The following is a 17,099-nucleotide window of genomic DNA, read 5'->3' on the forward strand; positions in this document are numbered from 1 at the left end:
ACCTCTTCTGTATCTTCTTCTACATCGTAGAAAACTGCTACAGAGCGCACTTCTTCAATTTCGTTAGTAAGTTTGTCCACATTTTTATCAAGCTGACCTTTGTTCACAGCTTCATTAGCATGCTCTGCATCCTTCACGCCAGAAAGTATTCTATCTTTACTTTCCTTATCCGCAATACTGATGCTCGCACCTTCTACTTCTTTACCAATATTGATAACCTTTGTCTTTTCATCCTGCTTAACAAGGCTATCTCCTAGGACTTTGCTAATCTCCTTGTTAATCTCGTTATGAATGTTCGCGAAAGAACTGCCAACGCCTGCAAAAGCTTCCGCTACACTATCATATTTCGTCTCTTCAGAGTTGCCATCTTCTTTGACTGTTGTAACCTTGAATGTAGGAGCTTGCCATTTGCCTTCCTCATTATAACCAGCACCACCACCCAAATAGCCAGCAAACTGTTTTTGCAGATCATAAATCTGTCCACCAGTTACTGCATCACTTGAACTAGCAGTAATGTCACCATTTGCAAGAGATGTAATCTTGCTGTTAGCTTTCGCCTCCCCTTCTCCATGCTGCGCTACAAAGGCATTATCAGTTTTGCTCCAGTTCAAAGAATCTTGTGCAACTCCTTGAGACACTTCCTTAATGCGAGCGTTGATAGTGCTCATGCTGTCATTAATGTCATTAAACGCACCCGCAACATTGTTACTGCTCTTTTTATCACCTTTCGTACCATCATTGTTGAAAGTCTGAATTTGGAAATCCGGATTTTGCCATTCACCTTTCTCATTATAACCAGCACCGCCACCAAAATAGGTAGCAACCTTATCATTTGTCTCAAAAAGCTGTGAACCATTTATGGCATCATGTGAATCCTTAGCAATATTACCATTGCCAACATTATGCAATCCAACAGTGCCTGTTTTGGGATCTCCAAAAGTCACACTATTCTTATTAACTTTACGTGCTGATCTGGTAAGTGTACTGACCTCTTCTGTATCTTCTTCCTCATCATAAAAAACTGCTACAGAACGCACGTCTTTAATTTCGCTAGAAAGTTTTGTCACATTCTCATCAAGCTGGGCTTTATTAACCGCTTCGTCGCTCTTTTCTGCATCCTTCACGCCAGAAAGAATTCGAGCCTTACTATCCTTATCTGCAATAGTGATTGTCGTACCATCTTTTTCGCCACCAATCTTGATAACCTTTGTCTTTTCATCCCACTTAACAAGGCTATCACTTCTCATAGTGTTAATCTCATCATGAACACTCTGGAAAGAATTACCAACACTAGAAAAAGCATCCGCTACATTCTGATAAGTCTCATCAGTAATATGTCCATCAGAACCAATTTGTTTGACCTTGAAAGTAGGAGCGGTCCATTTACCATCCTTATAGACAGCACCGCCCCCTAAAGACGTAGCAACCCCTGTGCCTAATGTATGAAGCTGTGAGCCATTAACAGCATCCATTGAAGTTTCACTGATAGCTCCATTTGCAAGAGATGTAATCTTGCTGTTAGCTTTCGCCTCTCCTTCTCCATGCTGCGCTACAAAGGCATTATCAGTTTTGCTCCAGTTCAAAGAATCTTGTGCAACTCCTTGAGACACTTCCTTAATGCGCGCATTCACATTCTTGATATTCGTGTCAAGACCTGCAAATGCCGCTCCAACATTAGTAAAGGCAATCGGCGTGCTCATACCATCTGTAGTAATACTGGATAAATTATAGATAGGTCCTTTAAAAATACCTTTCTCAAATGTGGCATTACCACCTAAAAATTTGGCAACTTCCTGAGAAATTGTATTAAGCTGACCACCCGTAATTGCATCACGTGAATCCTTGGAAATATTACCATCAGCAACATTATGGAGACCTACAGCTGTCTTATCTTTACCGCCTAAAGTCACACTCGTGTAATTAATGCTACCATTTTCGTCACCTGTTTTATCGTAATGAATAACTGCAGAATCGTCAGATTGAAGATTATCAGAAAGATTTTTTAAACTTTCATCAAGTTGACCTTTGTTAACGGCCTCATTGTTTTTTGTACCTGAATTCGAATCTTAAATTTAATTGCAATAAACTATTGATTTTATTTATATTTTTTCAAGGTTAGGGACCGTATAATTAGGTTCGGGAATAGGATTTTCACACTTTCCTTTACAAAGCGCATTCTTTTTTCCAGCTTTCTCTAATAATTTTTTTAATAGTCCTAAATCTTCTTCTGAAATAATGTTTATCAGTCTAGAAAACATACCAACAGCTTCACATCTGAAAGTATCAGAAGGCTTTATAGTGAAACTTTTGCGACAAGCATCCGATTCTCTTCTCAAAATTTCTGCTACCTCTTGATCTAAAGCATAGAGTTCAATTAGCTTTTCCTCCAGTCCTACAGGAACAGACTTTTTGCCAATTTCTACAGATGATAAAAATGCTACAGATATATCTAATTTTTTAGCCATATCTAAAAGGCGTTCTGAATGATCAATGCGAAGTTTGCGTAAGGTTTTACCAAATGGTGTTGGCATCTAAAAAATCCTATTAAAAAAGAAGCTCTCTCGTGATTCTAGCAGAAATTCTTAGGTTTTGGTTAGCTCCTTTTAAAAATTGACTTCCTACCCTCCTTAATACACAAGGTTGTATGGCATGACGGATAAATCTCTTGACATAGGTTTGAAATGTAGTACATTGTAGTACAATTAAGTAGGAGATTTAGCAATGGGAAAAATTCAAGCCCGCATACCTGATGAAGTTCAAGAAATTGCAAGTGCAGTTATTAAGTCTACGGGTTTAACTATATCGGATGCAGTACGCATGTTTATGACCCGCATTGCTAGAGATAGAGCATTACCACTTGATCTATTCCAACCAAATCCGGAAACATTACAAGCTATCGAGGATGCCGAAATGGGACGCGTCGAACGTACATCATTAGACGGCTTAAGGACCATGATACGCTCAGATAGAACCGAAGCGCGTAAATCTGAAAAGCAAACCTAAGTTTGCTATGCGGGAAATTGTCTATACGCGTTCATTCCGTCGTGACCTTAAACGTGAAAGCAAAGGTAAATATGCTAATGCACTAGAGGAGGATTTGCTGCTTGTGGTCCAAGCGTTAGCAGAGAATGAACCGCTAAAGGCGCATTGGAGAGATCATGCACTAACAGGTCAGTGGCGCAATTGTCGTGATTGTCACATAAAGCCCGATTTAGTTTTGATCTATCGAAAGCCAGATGCCAAAACACTAGAGCTTTTACGACTTGGTTCCCATTCTGAACTGCGTTTATAATTGGATCTTCAATTCATAGTAAAAAGAATTTTACGCATTTTTTTCTTTTATGACAGTTGTTCAGTTCTTTGAAAACCACTGCTTTAAATGTGCAATGACATTATCTAGCGCATCCATGAGGCGTGCAAAATCAAGGATCAACAAAAAAATAAAAAACGCTATCCATTTCATCAAGCGAGACATCATTTTCACACTTTGGTAGGTAAGTATCATTTCCTGAAGCATTTCTTTTTCTGCTTCTGTAAGCTCTGTGTGTTTTTTGGATTTTTTTCTAACCATGTTTCCACCCACACAAGCGTTGACCCTGCTTGTTATGCTTTAAGATCTCTCTTGCTAAGTTTGAGCTAATGGTGTTCAGATCTTGTCGGCTTAAATAAATAGGTAACCAACCAACACAAGAAGAAACATATTTATTTGTCGCGCAACCAGTGAGAGAGAGCAGCACGCACATCAGCATCACTTTTTTGATTAACTTCACTTTCCACCTCCAGCCGTGTTGTGGCTGCTTTTAAAGCTTTTTCTGTTTGCTTTTGTTGCTCTGCTTTTTTCCCAAGAGTAAAAGCTTTTGCTAAGGCAATAAAAAAAGCGGCTAAAGCCGCACCTGTTATCATCAGATTTCTTTTCATCCATAAGATCATAGGCGGTGCTCCTGAAAGCGTTTAGCAACAAAGAAAATGCCAGTACATGCGGCTAAAACCATAATGGCGGCTAAAGCCCATTGGATTGGTCCATTGCCCGCTAAAAACCCACCAAGCCCAGAAAAAGAGCCAATAATCGGTGCCAATGCTTCTGCTTTGAGAAACCCTGTTGGTTGTTTCGTTTCTACTGTTTGATAATTAGAAGAAACATAAGCCCCTTTCGCCCATAGCCCTGCCTCTGCTACACGCCGATGTACAAGACCTTGTAAACGTTTGCCTCCCGCTTTGGTCCATTTTTGTAATTCGGTTGGTACTGCTTCATAATCCCCCCGATTAAGCCTTTTAAGCAATGTAGAGTTTTGGAAAGCTGCAATACCTACATTATAACAAAAGGAAACAAGAGCGCCGAACTGCTCGTCGCTTAAATTCACACAAACTGCTTTTTCTACCGCTCTCTCATATTGCTGCAAATCTGCTAAAAGCATGGTTTCGGCTTTTTTTTCCGTAATCACCATACCCTCAACAACTGTTGGTTGACCGGCTTTTTTCGTATGACCATAACCAATGGTCCACACGCCAGAAGCATCTTGATAAGCCTGCAAGCGCAAACCTTCCCACTTTTTTAAACAGTATAAACAGTCTTTACTTATTTTCCGTGCCATTGTTCAATTCACCTTATAAATATACCTTTATGAGTACTGCTCCGTCACCACCGTCGCCGCCAATTTTGTCGCCTCCGGATTTCCCATCAAAATATCCGCCGCCGCCGCCACCACATTCTTTACCACCTCTACCACCGTTACCACCTTTGTAACTCTCACCACCCTGCCCCATGATAGAACCCTTGCATTGACCACCACCACCGCCGCCGCCGCCAAGAAACGAACTTCCACCGGTACCAGCTCTCTTGCCGTCGACTCCACTTCCTCCACCATTCCCACCAGAAAAAATAAAACTCTCACCACTGATGCCCTCTCTGTTTCCTCCTCCATCGCCACCTTTCCCTCCAAAGTTAACAAAAATCATGGAGACGGAATATCCTCCTTCTGCAGTAACAAGCCCTTTGATAATTGTTTTACCACCATTGCATAAAATGTTACTGTCATTGCCTTTACCACCACGACCAATGTAAGCTGTTTTTAATTTATCTAAATCAGAACCTTTCATTTTAACATGCACGCATTGACCGCCGCCGCCGCCGCCATCTTTAACGCCACCACCTCCACCGCCCCAAGCCCATACTTCGATATCGGTGTCAGAAGTAATACCAGCAGGCAGTGGAATATCTCCACTTTCCGTCATCAGAATTTCAACAGGTTTGCTTACCCCGCCACCATTGTTGCCACCACCGCTGCTATTGCTACTATTTGCTTTGATTGAAGCCATCAATTTGGCTGGTGAGATAAGGGCATCCACTGTTTTTGTGCCATCAATCCAGTCTTGTTTTGCAAGAGGTTGAATGAGATCAACTTTTTTCTGTACACTATCCGCTGTTTCTTGTGCGACACTTGCTACAGCTTGTGCCCTGTCTCCTGTTTTTTGTGCGGACTCAGCGGTATTTTTCGCATCTACAGCGTGATCTTGCGCATCTTTCGCTGTATTTAATGCAGCACTCCCAATACTCTTTGCCTCACTTGCTGCATAAAGCCCTTGTTGTGCGCTTTCCTGTGCGTGTTGTGCCACATCTTCAATTTTATCAATTTTTGCAATCTGTGCACGTTCTTGAGGGGTTAAAATAAGATGCGTGTTCCCCTCTTTCATATTCTCCATATCAAAGGCATCTTTTTCTATTTTATCTGGATCATAGACTGATTTTGACATACCAAAAGACTTTAATCCTACAAAATAACTAATGGTATTTTTGAGATCTACCGGAGATATGGGATAATAAACACCTTCACTTCCCTTATACCACTTTTCTATTGTTGGTTGGGTAGCACTCAACCATCGTAGCTTTGATCTTTCCTCTGTGGTTAAAATCTTTTTGGTAGGACCCTCGTGCATATTTTCCATAGAAAATGCATTTGAACCCACATTGTCGGGATCATATATAGCAGCCTTCATATCGCCAATCCCTAAAGGCGATATTTTTACCCAGCCAGCGCCTGATAAAATCGTATTCTCATGCGCTTCACCACTTACTTCAATATCGTTGATTGTGACCTTATCTTTGTAAGCGAGGGCTCCAATATCTCTCTTTGCAACAGCATCATCAGCCTTTTTTCCTTGAGCAGCGGTTGCAAAATATTCTACCTCATAAGCTGCTGCACTCCCCACTGAAACAGGTGCAAGAGCCTTACTATTTAAAACACCTTCTTTGACTTCTTTCTTTGTTGCTGGTTCAAGCTTAAATATGTGCGTATGATAGGGTAATGGCATCGCGTTTCATTCCTTAGTAAGTCTGTTTTTAAGATTTTTGGGGATGAGAGACTGTAATTCATCAATAAGTTTTTGCATGATCTCTATGCGTTTATCTGTTGCTTCTTGATATTGTGCCAAAGCGCTTAAAAGATCATGCTGTATATCGTTTTTGACAAGATCAAGCACCTTATTTAAGGGTGCGTGAACCATTCTATTGCTTGCATAAAAAAGGACGCGGATTTGCTCCGCGTCCGCAATATCATCAATAGCAGACGGATTATTGATCATCTGAAAACCTTATGATTTTATGGCATAAACAACCGTAGCATTAACAGGGCGCGTTTCTGCCTCACCCGTTGAAGAAAGTGTTATCTTGTGCGTGTGCATTCCAGCAGGTTCTGTTATCCCTGTAAGGGTTTGATAGTGATAATTGGGGTTCCTTCTGCCAATATCATTGGCGCTCCATCCAACTCCAGCATACTGAAAATTGTGTGCGTGCTGCCCCGCCGATTCAACGCTACAAGCATGTGTGTGCGATTTAAGGCAATCTTGCTGTATATCAGCAAATTTTCTACTTCTGTCTAAACCGCGCCCATTATCAAAGCCGCGCAAAAACATTCCTCTAAAGTCTGGAACTTTAAAGGTTGTATCGCTGTTTTTCCCCCATTTATCCCCTATCGCCTTGAATAATTGCGGATAATCCTTGCGTTCATAAGTAGCGCCATCACATAAAAGCCAACCGTTTGGGACTTCTTGCATAGCAAAGGTCGCAATAAACCCACAAGGAAAGGTTTCGACCTTTGGTGGTGGAATGGGGGTAGGGTTTAAAAGATACCAGCCATCAAGACCTTTTGTTGATATGCCATCATTATAGACTATTTCATAAATACCACCCATTTGTAACTCACCACCTGTCAATGGTACTATTCCCGTGCTGGTGGCTTTATAGAGTGGCTTTGCTCCTATATTATTCATGTTTATTGTTGTCGTGCCAATATTCATACCACGCGCCTTAAAACGGATAATGATATCGTTTTTATATTTCGCTATTGGCGAAACCGTCGTCAACGTGATTGATGTTGTTTGTTCCTTTCCATTCACAATAAACTTTGAGTCAAGAGAACCACCATTATCGGCAAGATATTCACGTATACGCTGCATCATGACCCGCGCACTATCATTAACAGAACTAGGCGGCTGCCCTTCTGCCCAATTAATGATACTATCGGAATTGGCATTTTGATCAGCTGTGAGTGACCAGTCATAAATATCAGACATGATAAGCCCCCGTTCTTCTTAATAGCTCTTCGCGCAATTGCTCTTCTTTTTGCCGCCCATAGGAACCAACAGATTGCCGCCTAGAGGGATCAATGAGAGCTGTTAAATCTGTCGGGCGCCCCGTCGATTGTGAGAAACCCGCCATGACGGGTTGCTGTAACATTTGTTGCTGTACCATCTGTGCCTGCTGTTTTTGTCTTTCTCCATTCTCTCTCATTAAATGAAGCAAGCCGGAAAAGCCCTTTTTAAGAGCACCTGCATCAATACCTTGCCCTTGCAATGGTGTGGTTTCCATAACCTGTCCTGTTAAATTGTCTCCGCTTTCAGGTGCCATCATTCTGTTTGGGAATGGCGTGTCATATGCCATTAATTGGTTGCCCCCTTGATCATCCTGCCCCCCTTGATGACCTTGAAGTGTCTTTTGAAGCCTCTCAAACCCACGCAAAGGACCCACCTCGTTTGGTGCTGCTTGTCCATTGCTTTGGTTTTGTGGTGTCATACCATTCGAAGTATCTCCCGTTTTGTTGTAAAGCCTATAAATATGATTCATAAAATCCCCTGCTGTAGCTTCCATGTTGCCACCGTTGAGTGTGACTGCCTGTCGACCTAAAAGCTGGCTTGCTGGAATATGTGGATTTTTGATAAGTTTTACTGCCCCTGCTGGTCCTTGTTGGTGTGCGAGGTAAAGCTCTGCCTCTGATGGTTCTCTGCCTAATGCTGTAGCTAAATAACGCGTATTATCCTTCGTTAACCGTGCCATAGCATCGGTTGCTTGAAAGGGATCAAACTTGTCATTCAGTTGATAGTGTTTTGCTGTTGAATCTAAAAATTGATACAGCCCCCCTGCACTGCTGTTCTTATTTCTTGCATTTGGATTACCATTACTTTCTATCATAGCAACACGTTCAAGAAAGCTTTCTGGCAAACCATATTTTTGTGCTGCCTGTGAGATAGCACGCTTCACATTGGGATGAAAATTGATCATTAGTTTATAACCGTTCTATCAACGCTGCTATTCAAAATAATGCCAACAAAATTAATGAATTTCGTATAATTTTCTCGTGTTATTAAGCGTTTCTTTTCTGCTTCATGAAACTTCTTAATTAATTCAACGGCTTTTTCTCTTGCTAACCCAAAATCTCCTTTTTCCCGCGCTGTTATAAGCGCTGCAATATCTCTCTCAGTCTCTCTATGCACTCCTAAGAGTTTGCGTCCCCATTCTCTTGCTAAAGTTTTCATGGCTGCCTTGATGAGACCAATCTTTCCTCCAATCGCAACGTCTTCTACAGCCTTTTCTTCTACTTCACCTATATGGTTTGGCAATCGTGCAAAAAGCTTTGTTCTTTCCACTTCTGGTCGCAACATTTTCATAAGCTGTTTTGCTTTATCCTCACCATAACTCCGCTGCAATTTTTCTTGACCATTTTTTGTGTCAAACAAACTCAAAAGACTGTGTTCAAAATTCTGTGCATTGCCTGCTGCATCCTCTATTTGTGACCGCATCCCTTTTTGAAAAGCCTCTTTTTCCATCAACCCAAAACCCGAAAGTTGACTGTTGATTGTATCGAGATTAACGCTCTTCTTCAGCGCTTGTTTTCCCTGCTCTAAGGCATCACCGATAGTACGCTCGTCATAATAAATTTTCCGTGCTTTAGCATAATCTGGAGAGGACGTATCCAAAACGTCCAGAATGCGTTGTTTGAAATCAGTCAAATCTCGAGCATATCCCCATTTTCCTTTGATACGTGCAGATTTAATTTGATCATCCAAAACCTCTTTCATCTTATGTAAAATTCGCATATTCAGTTTTGGATATCCATTGCTCCCTATAACTGTTGCATCCGCTTCATTTTGCATTTGCGCAATTGCTTTTTTATAGGCTTTTTGGAAGGCAGGAGTTTCTTGCAACCGCGATAAATCTTTACTGACAGCATTAGAAATAGGAGAAGCTTTCGCCCTCTCATAAAATGGTTCAGCCTTTTTCTGTGCTTGTTTGATAATCTCTTGCTTTAAATTAAGCGTATCTACTTTTGGACCCATCACATCTGTCAACGCATCCTTTACCCGCAGTGCACTCGCATCTTGTCTTTCATTCAAACGATTACTTATGAGCGAATATGTATCATGGTCTTTTTTTGCTGCCTTAAAAGCTCTTGTAGCAAGCCCATCATGAAGATCAATAATCATTGAATCAGGACCACGCTGTTTTAATGCCCTTTCAAGCTTATCAACACCTTCATCCCCTAAAGTTTGGCTTACATCCCTAAGCGCTCTATCGCTTATCTGAAATGCTTCTTTTTCTGGCATTAGCGCTGCTTTTGCTGCCATTTCAGCTGGGCTTATAGGTCCTCTCAATGCTGCTTTAAGTGATTTTGTCACAAAAGGTGTCACTTTTGATACGCCACTGGCAACAAATGGTGTTGCAACGCCTAACCCTGCACCTAACCCAGCAGACACTAGAGTATCTGCAAGCCCTTCCCCCTCACCACTGCCTGCTATTCCACCATAAATGGCTCCAGCTTTTGCTGCACGCCCCAAGCTAAATTTTGCCGCCTCTTTACTTGCTACTGCTTTCATTGCTGCTTCACCTGCAGCTTTTGCCGCTGCCCGTTCCGCACCCTCTGCTAAAGCAGATTGCACCGCCCTTTCTCCTGCTGCTAAAGCTTTACTCGTTATTTGTGCTCCTGCAACACCAGCTCTTCCTCCCAGCACAACATCAGCCCCAATTGCCGCACGAGCAGCAGCAGTCGCCCCTGCCGCGGGTGGAAAGAGGGCAGAAGCAATTACGGGTGCCGCAGCACCCGCTAAATTCCCCGCAAGAGATAGATAAAACTGATCTCGGTTCGCCGCTCTTTGATAGTCACGCCATCGCTTTGTCACTTCATTATATTTTTTAACTGCTTCTTCATCTCCCATCCAATAATTAATAGGTCCCAGAGGTCCCGAAGCGAATACTCCAGCTATTTCATCATCATACCCCATGGTTAACCCGTGAAGAGCACCCCATCCAAAAGCACCCGCTGCACTTGGATGTGGACCATCTTCTTCTGTTGCACCATTATTTCCTGTAACAGAACCACTTAGCCTTTCCTTATTCTTCGCGAAAAGCTCTTGAAGCTGTTCTGGTGTATAGTCACTTATATGCCCAATGACTCTTGTGTTTTTACGATTAATAAGAGGAGGAATTACTTCAGCCATTGGTTTGTTTCTCCTTAATGCGTCCATCACTATCAATAAACAATACACCTTCCGGTAATGCTTCTATCTGTTTTTCTATTGGATCATTTGACTGCGTATTATTTTTTTTATAAGCATCTTGCCCATAGGCGGCTCGAACGAGCTCGCTTGTTGCATCTGCACCACCAAAAAGAATTGCGCGCGTTGCTGCATTGGATTTGTTGAAAGTATCAATAACGGTTTTTAAAGATTTCTTCATTTGCTCTGCGGAAAGGCTTTGATACAGTGCCGCTACAGAGTTTTGCAAGGTTTGCAATTCCATATTAGACAAGTTTCCAAAGCCAGATGCGCCATTTGGTGAAAATGCTTTTGCTTTTCTCAAGGCATCAATCCCAATATTCGCCTTTAATGAATCAAGCATATGCCCGAAATCTTTTGCCTTAAAACCAGGTATGAATGACTCCCAATAACCAAGGAAACCAGTAACATGCGGGTTCTCCTCAACAGTTTTTAGCAATTCTTTAGATGCCGAGAGTATACGATTTGATCTGTCCTCTGTATCCAGAATTTGCATTTGTGTTTGTTGGTTTTTACGCTCCTCCTCCTTCTGTTCTTGGATTAATTTATGTTCTGCACCACTGCCTGCAATTGGCACCGCACGTATGCCACCAAGTGCATTTTCGTCCTTAACATACATATAACCTGATTCAGGCTTTGACAGCATGCCATCAGTATTCCCCCCTAATCCAGAAGCAGTGGAACGCTGTCCTCCTTGGACAGGTATAATTTTCCCTGTGCTTGTTGAGACTTGGAAAGTCATATCCTCAGGCAATCCCTGCTCTGCCTTTTCTTCCGCTGTCAATGTTCTATAGGCTTCTTGAGGGTTTAACGTGCTGCCTATAACTTTCATGGCAAGATCTGGATATTGCACAAGGGCTTGTGTGTCTTTATCACTATATCCTTTAGAGCGTAAAAACTCAAAAATTGGTCTATTTTGAGCACGTACATTATTGCCCTGCCGCATAACAAGCGCCGCATTTGAAAAACTTTCTTGCGGTGTTTTTCCTGATGCAAGCCCCGCAAAAAAATCCATTAAATGCTCGGAAAATTCTGATTTTCTAAAACGCTCCCATAAACTACTTGGGTCTGCATCTTTATGAATAAAGTTTCCAACTGCGTTTACATAATCCATTGCCTGTTCGGGCTTAGCACTTGCTTTTAAATGCTCCTCTTCTGGTAAGTGTGCATTCAAATGTTTTTCTTCTCCTATAGGTGCATCAAAAAGCTTTTCCTCATCATTTCCAGAATCGTTTTTCAAAGAGTTTTCCGCTATAGATTTCTCATTAAGTTGAGCAATATAATCCATCACATCTTTTTGCTGTCGCCCAGCTTCATCCCCACTAGACTGATCAATGTTCGCAACAAGTGGAGATTGAGGAATCATTGATGCAACACCTCCCTGCTCTGAGAAGTCATGCTTTTGTTGCTCTGGCGCCTCTTGTATCTTAACAGTATCCTTTGAAACATCCGGTAATGGAGGCATTTGGCGCTTTAAATCATCCGTAGACATAATCAATTCTGCTGGCGTTTTTTTCCCAACTTCTCCTCCTCCTGCTTGAGAACCACGAATAAGCTCTGTAGGACTCAATTTTTGTGGAGTATTATCCCCATTGCTCACATCAAAAGGGTTTGTGCTAAAAGCAGCACGTTCTAAAAAACTTGGCTTGTATCGCCCTTCCAACGGCGTGCTTGGAGGCGTAGAAAGCTGTTCGAACAAATGCTTTGGCAATTGAGGTATGACCTGATACATCAAGGGACGCAAAAATTTTGGATCAAACAACTTTAAAAGAGAATTTGTGTTTTCTTGTTCCATCACTGCACCCTTTCCATCTCAAAGCCAAGCTTGCTATAATCCACATGCAAAAAACCTGTCGCCTTATGCAAGAAAACAGCTTCAGGTTTTGACTTCAAAACATCCTGCGCCATCACCCCACGATAGCGCTCTGGATAGCCCTTGTAATTATACTCATAGAGTTTGTGCCCATCTCGCTGCCCAACTTGCACGATATTTTCTTTCGCTCTGATGTCGCTAAGCCCAGCAAAAGTACCAAGGATAGTTCCAACATTTCCAACAATCTCCCACGGATTAGGTTTTTGCTGCGGAGTCAATGTCGTCCTTTGTCCTGTTTGCGTTCCATAATTTCCAGCAACAGCCCCACCAGCTGCGAGCAACTTACTTAACTGGTCCCAATCAAGATTGTTCTGCTGCTCCCATTTTTGCCGCTCTTCATCCAATTGCCGTTGATGATTGGCATCAAGCACACTCCCTCCCGTCAACGCATTGAGATTTGCCTGACCTTGACCTTGAAAAAAGTTATTGGCACCCGCCAACTGATTTTGGTTTGCTTGGTCAATGAGACCATTGGCATTCATCATGTTGTTGACATCTTGGTTATATTGCTGTGATAAAGCTTGTGTTGCTATGCCCCCCAATTCATCAGCCAAAACCCCAGTATGCGCCCCAGAACCATAACGCCCCGCCCCCGCTAGCGAACTGTTAATAGAATTTGTTGCCTTATTTAATGTGTTTTGAAGCGCTTCATCAAAGTAAGGGTTATTGCCTATTTGTTGCCCTGAAGCCATGTTCTTTAAGTTTTGGCTTGTTGAATTTTGCCCTGTGGCTAATCCATTTAAAGTGTTGTTATCATAGTTATGCGTATTATTGCTAAGCCCATTAATCGCATTCTTTGTTTGATCACTTAAACCCGCAACTCGCTGCCCGTCATAAACGGCTTTTCCGCTGCCTTGGTTATAAAAAGTCATGGCATCTTGAGCTGCGTGTTCAAAAATACCTTTTGCCCATGCAGGGGGTTCATTTGTTTGCGTCGTGTTTTGGGTATTCTGGATTGGTTTAGAACTTTTTCCCATGTTAAAGCTGCTTTCTATATTCTAAAAGGTTAACGAGATATCCATGTGATTTAAGAGATTTTTCCCACCCTCGCCTGCCTATGATGACAAGCTCTTTTGCCCCTTTTTTCTTGTAATAGGCTTCAATCTGAGTGATAAGCTTTGTTAAGGGCGCTCCTCCCTTTCCACCAAGGGTGACAATAACCGCCCTTAATGCTCCAGTGACGAGTTCCTGTAACTGTGTTGTGACATGCGCCATAAAATTTTCATGCGCATCAACGATAATCCAAAGAACTTTTTCTCCCTTCAAAATATCGTTTAAAATGGTCTCTGTATTATAATCATCAGGGAATTTTTGATTAAAGTAAGCTATCGATTTTATGACATTCTCAAAATAGGGCGCCATTTGTTCAGCGCTCCATTTTTCTGTATTATAGATCTTAAAATTCATCTTATGCCCGCGGGTTTGAGCGTTACATCAAAGCCTGTTATATGCGTCCATGGCGTGCCTTCTGGTATTCTCAGACGCAAGGCGTGATAACGCGCCCGTGAGCGGATATTATACATCCCAATATTATAGCCGGCATAACGCTCTTTAGCCCAATTTAATTGGTTCTTGTTATCAATGATAAAAGCCGCCCCAACACTTAAAAAACCTTTTGTTGTATCCGCTTGAACAAAAGCCTCACTCATCAGGTTGATTTGCCTGCCCGTATCCCCCACAATTTGTGAAGCAATAACTGCTTCCATCGGAGGACCTGCAAAAAAACCAAATTTGTTGTCTGGCGTAAAGGCTCCTAAAACAGGCGCACCATTTTGCCACATTTTACTATCAAGAGAAGCTGGTAAATCTTTCAAGCTCTCTTGTACTTCGTCTAAGCCTTCTAATGTATAACCGGCTGCAAAAAGGGGAAATAAGAGAAGGTTTTGCCCCTTAATGACACTCCATATTTGTAAGAGCCAATCATAAACATAAATATGCATCCCTTCGGTGTTATCATTGATAGAAAAATAAACACGAGAATAGACCGGATCAATACATGCCCTCATCTCATCAATGGCAAAGTTATTGTAAAGTGTGAAGATAGTTTTATCGACTTTTCCAAAGCCAATAGGAAGCATTTCACCAGCACTGTTGATTTGATAAAAACCATCATCAGATGCAAAGAAAGTACAGTCTCCACGGCTTGCAATTGCTGTACTGCTTTTCGCCCCTATTTTGTCTTTTATTTTTGCGAAACTGAAGATAATTTTAGAGCCTGGTACAAAGGTTGCGTGATAAATGGCGGAACGCATAAAAATAAGTGGATTTGTTGATTCCGTAGACCCTTGAACATATTCTCCATCAGGAAAATCTTGATAATCGCAACTTTTCTCCCCAACTGTCCAATGTGTTGCATCATTCAAACCTGACCACTGCACACGGTTTGGCTTATCTGTTAGTTGCATCAAGCAAACAAAATCACCCCACACACGCACAAGTCCAGCACGCGGGGGATTACCGCCCACATCACAAAACCTTTCCTCCGTTTTTAACGAAAGCATTTGTGGTGGGTCATTGCTATTAACAGCAATGATATGATCACCAAAGGAGGCAAAAGACCAAAGCGCGGTCTCATTGGCGTGATATTGTGTGTGAGGCTTGCTAATGTCTTTCCAGCCGCGCGTGCTGTTGTCATATTCATAAAGCTTTGTTGGGGCACCCACAATGATGCGCACACCACCCAATGAGCGCACAGCATAGACCCCCAAAATCACATCCGGAAAAGGATCTGAGACCGGCGCAACCATGGGAAACGGAATATACGAATTTGGTGCAGGCAAAACATTCACTATCTCATGAGAATAACCGCTATTAATAAATGCGGTGTCTGGTCTATATTCAGCAATAGGGATAAAGGTCATCAGAAGTCCGTGTGTTGAATTTTTAATAAATTCTTGCGCCGTGATGTTTCAATTTGAAGCGCATCGAGTTGCTCTTGGAACATGGCAAAAGCTGCCGCTGCCATCTGTGGTTCTTTAATAATATTGGTATAAATTTCATATTTTGCACGCGTTTTGATCAGTTCATAGGCTTCACGAAACCATATGGACGCTTCTTGTGCGCTCTCAATATCTCTTATTCTTATAGGATCGAGAATAAGCCTGATAGAATAAACGCGCTCTGGGGTTGGATACAAGACAAGCTTTTGTTCAAAATAAGCATAGCGTGTAGGCATGCCATGGTTACAATCATCCTCAAGATTCTCAATAACAAGCGGATCTACCTGCAAAAGCTTTGATTTGCTGTGATTATCTTCATAAACGTAAGCATCAACAATGCGAACAGCAGCCGGAATAACTGGATTTTCCTCTGCGCCATAACGGCTTTTGCCCTTTAGAGTGGTGAAAACAATTTCACGGCTTTCATTGAAATAAAAAGGCAATCGTTCACAAAAGCGAATAGCCGAAAATATCGCCCTTTGCACTTGATCAACATACTCATCTGTTTGATCATCTATTTCATCCTGAATATCGTTTAACATCTGGATAAAATTTTTATCCCAAGGAGCAATGGTCTGTTTGTCTCCAATCGGACCACCTGTCTGTACTATTATTGTCATATCACCCTCTTCCAAATGTCTTGGGGCATCTTGTATGGGAGGGGGACGCAAGCAATAAACGCCCCCTTGCCTTTAACGATTGGTGTAAAACTCAACAATCACCTCAGCATCACCTTTGGTGCTTTTCTTGTCTCGTGTCATGTAAATCGCATTTTCAGCTTCTAATGGAACATCTCGTTCCTCCATGGGTATGTACAGATTGCCATCGGTAGATTGCGTAAGCCCTACATCTCCATAATCATTACCATGAGGCTCTTTTCCAAATGTAGCTTTTACATCTTCAAAATCCTCCATGGTATAAGCTGTAATACTTTTGATAAAAGCCCCTCGGGGTAGAACACCAATTTTCGTTATCAACCCTTGGTCTGTACATTTAACACGCGCCCGTAAATAACTGACCTGCTGCGTAGAGTTGTTGCGTCCCTGCAAAACAGGTGGCAATCCCTCATCTATCATGCCAATAGTCTCAACAGTCTCAACGGTTTCATCAGGTTCCTGTGTAATTAGCGATTTTTCTGCCATAATTGTCATCCTTTAATAATTAGCTTGCTTCAGCAAAAGAAGGGATAACAATCGTGCCAAAGTCTTGTCCCCCTTGATCAGAGTGCGGCAAGGTATAGCGTGACTTTTTCATGCCGATAATGGTTTTAGCTGCAACCCCAAATTCACGTTGATAATCAAACAGTTCTTCAACAAGTTTATAGCGTGTTCCCCCTTTCCCATCACCTCCTGTTGCTCCATTGCCAACGCGCCCATAAGCCATGATAACACTTTGCGCACCAAGCAACACAGCACGGCGAACAGATGTTACAGGCTCTTGTGTCTTTGAATTGATACCATTGG

General features: G+C 42.0%; 19 protein-coding genes and 1 pseudogene. 2 read left to right on the forward strand and 18 right to left on the reverse strand.

All coding sequences use genetic code 11. The features are described from left to right. A pseudogene (locus U736_RS12465) lies at positions 1 to 1,910 on the reverse strand (hypothetical protein); the annotation flags it as partial. Positions 1,911 to 2,099: 189 nt separating this feature from the next. Continuing rightward, on the reverse strand, positions 2,100 to 2,531 hold the full coding sequence (locus tag U736_RS11480; protein WP_244596101.1) for a helix-turn-helix domain-containing protein: 432 nt from the start codon (positions 2,529 to 2,531) through the stop codon (positions 2,100 to 2,102). Positions 2,532 to 2,721: 190 nt separating this feature from the next. On the opposite strand from U736_RS11480, the gene U736_RS0110595 reads away from it, so the two are divergent. Both U736_RS0110595 and U736_RS0110600 read left to right on the forward strand, forming a co-directional pair. Next, a complete protein-coding gene (locus U736_RS0110595; RefSeq protein WP_015856349.1) occupies positions 2,722 to 3,003 on the forward strand; it encodes a type II toxin-antitoxin system RelB/DinJ family antitoxin in 282 nt (93 codons plus the stop codon). A gap of 7 nt (positions 3,004 to 3,010) precedes the next feature. Next, positions 3,011 to 3,292, forward strand: a complete 282-nt coding sequence (locus tag U736_RS0110600) for a type II toxin-antitoxin system YafQ family toxin (protein WP_015856348.1) — start codon at positions 3,011 to 3,013, stop codon at positions 3,290 to 3,292. A 60-nt stretch (positions 3,293 to 3,352) separates the two neighbouring features. On the opposite strand, the gene U736_RS0110605 is transcribed toward U736_RS0110600, so the two are convergent. The 16 genes from U736_RS0110605 to U736_RS0110675 all read right to left on the reverse strand — a co-directional run. After that, positions 3,353 to 3,571, reverse strand: a complete 219-nt coding sequence (locus U736_RS0110605; protein ID WP_026500787.1) for a membrane protein — start codon at positions 3,569 to 3,571, stop codon at positions 3,353 to 3,355. Further along, positions 3,564 to 3,770, reverse strand: a complete 207-nt coding sequence (locus tag U736_RS12995) for a hypothetical protein (RefSeq protein ID WP_081429741.1) — start codon at positions 3,768 to 3,770, stop codon at positions 3,564 to 3,566. Before U736_RS12995 ends, U736_RS0110605 begins: the two co-directional genes overlap by 8 nt. After that, positions 3,703 to 3,930 (reverse strand): hypothetical protein, encoded by a 228-nt coding sequence (locus U736_RS0110610; RefSeq protein WP_015856346.1) that lies wholly within the window; start codon positions 3,928 to 3,930, stop codon positions 3,703 to 3,705. The genes U736_RS12995 and U736_RS0110610 overlap by 68 nt, the downstream gene beginning before the upstream one ends. After that, positions 3,927 to 4,592 (reverse strand): lysozyme, encoded by a 666-nt coding sequence (locus U736_RS0110615; protein ID WP_026500788.1) that lies wholly within the window; start codon positions 4,590 to 4,592, stop codon positions 3,927 to 3,929. Before U736_RS0110615 ends, U736_RS0110610 begins: the two co-directional genes overlap by 4 nt. Before the next feature lie 13 nt (positions 4,593 to 4,605). Then, positions 4,606 to 6,309: a glycine-rich domain-containing protein gene (locus U736_RS0110620; protein WP_026500789.1), complete on the reverse strand. Its 1,704-nt coding sequence runs from the start codon at positions 6,307 to 6,309 to the stop codon at positions 4,606 to 4,608. 6 nt (positions 6,310 to 6,315) lie between these two features. Beyond that, a complete protein-coding gene (locus tag U736_RS0110625; RefSeq protein ID WP_026500790.1) occupies positions 6,316 to 6,579 on the reverse strand; it encodes a hypothetical protein in 264 nt (87 codons plus the stop codon). A gap of 9 nt (positions 6,580 to 6,588) precedes the next feature. After that, on the reverse strand, positions 6,589 to 7,569 hold the full coding sequence (locus U736_RS0110630) for a phage tail protein (protein ID WP_015856342.1): 981 nt from the start codon (positions 7,567 to 7,569) through the stop codon (positions 6,589 to 6,591). Next, the gene (locus U736_RS0110635) at positions 7,562 to 8,554 is read right to left on the reverse strand and encodes a transglycosylase SLT domain-containing protein (RefSeq protein ID WP_026500791.1); all 993 of its coding nucleotides are present in this window, start codon (positions 8,552 to 8,554) and stop codon (positions 7,562 to 7,564) included. Before U736_RS0110635 ends, U736_RS0110630 begins: the two co-directional genes overlap by 8 nt. Further along, on the reverse strand, positions 8,554 to 10,767 hold the full coding sequence (locus tag U736_RS0110640) for a hypothetical protein (RefSeq protein WP_026500792.1): 2,214 nt from the start codon (positions 10,765 to 10,767) through the stop codon (positions 8,554 to 8,556). Before U736_RS0110640 ends, U736_RS0110635 begins: the two co-directional genes overlap by 1 nt. After that, a complete protein-coding gene (locus tag U736_RS0110645; RefSeq protein ID WP_026500793.1) occupies positions 10,760 to 12,619 on the reverse strand; it encodes a hypothetical protein in 1,860 nt (619 codons plus the stop codon). Before U736_RS0110645 ends, U736_RS0110640 begins: the two co-directional genes overlap by 8 nt. Then, on the reverse strand, positions 12,619 to 13,674 hold the full coding sequence (locus tag U736_RS0110650; protein ID WP_026500794.1) for a tail fiber domain-containing protein: 1,056 nt from the start codon (positions 13,672 to 13,674) through the stop codon (positions 12,619 to 12,621). Before U736_RS0110650 ends, U736_RS0110645 begins: the two co-directional genes overlap by 1 nt. 1 nt (position 13,675) lies before the next feature. Beyond that, positions 13,676 to 14,059 carry a hypothetical protein gene (locus U736_RS0110655; RefSeq protein ID WP_026500795.1) on the reverse strand — a complete coding sequence of 128 codons (384 nt, stop codon included), beginning with the start codon at positions 14,057 to 14,059 and terminating at the stop codon, positions 13,676 to 13,678. Between the two features lie 41 nt (positions 14,060 to 14,100). Then, positions 14,101 to 15,558 (reverse strand): hypothetical protein, encoded by a 1,458-nt coding sequence (locus tag U736_RS0110660; RefSeq protein WP_026500796.1) that lies wholly within the window; start codon positions 15,556 to 15,558, stop codon positions 14,101 to 14,103. Continuing rightward, the gene (locus U736_RS0110665) at positions 15,558 to 16,256 is read right to left on the reverse strand and encodes a phage adaptor protein (protein ID WP_026500797.1); all 699 of its coding nucleotides are present in this window, start codon (positions 16,254 to 16,256) and stop codon (positions 15,558 to 15,560) included. The genes U736_RS0110660 and U736_RS0110665 overlap by 1 nt, the downstream gene beginning before the upstream one ends. 72 nt (positions 16,257 to 16,328) lie before the next feature. After that, on the reverse strand, positions 16,329 to 16,778 hold the full coding sequence (locus tag U736_RS0110670; protein ID WP_026500798.1) for a hypothetical protein: 450 nt from the start codon (positions 16,776 to 16,778) through the stop codon (positions 16,329 to 16,331). 19 nt (positions 16,779 to 16,797) lie between these two features. Continuing rightward, on the reverse strand, positions 16,798 to 17,099 hold a 302-nt coding region (locus U736_RS0110675; RefSeq protein ID WP_026500799.1), incomplete at its 5' end, for a phage capsid family protein.

The organism is Bartonella grahamii ATCC 700132 (genome assembly GCF_000518085.1).
In the GTDB taxonomy this organism is placed as follows: Bacteria; Pseudomonadota; Alphaproteobacteria; order Rhizobiales; family Rhizobiaceae; genus Bartonella; species Bartonella grahamii.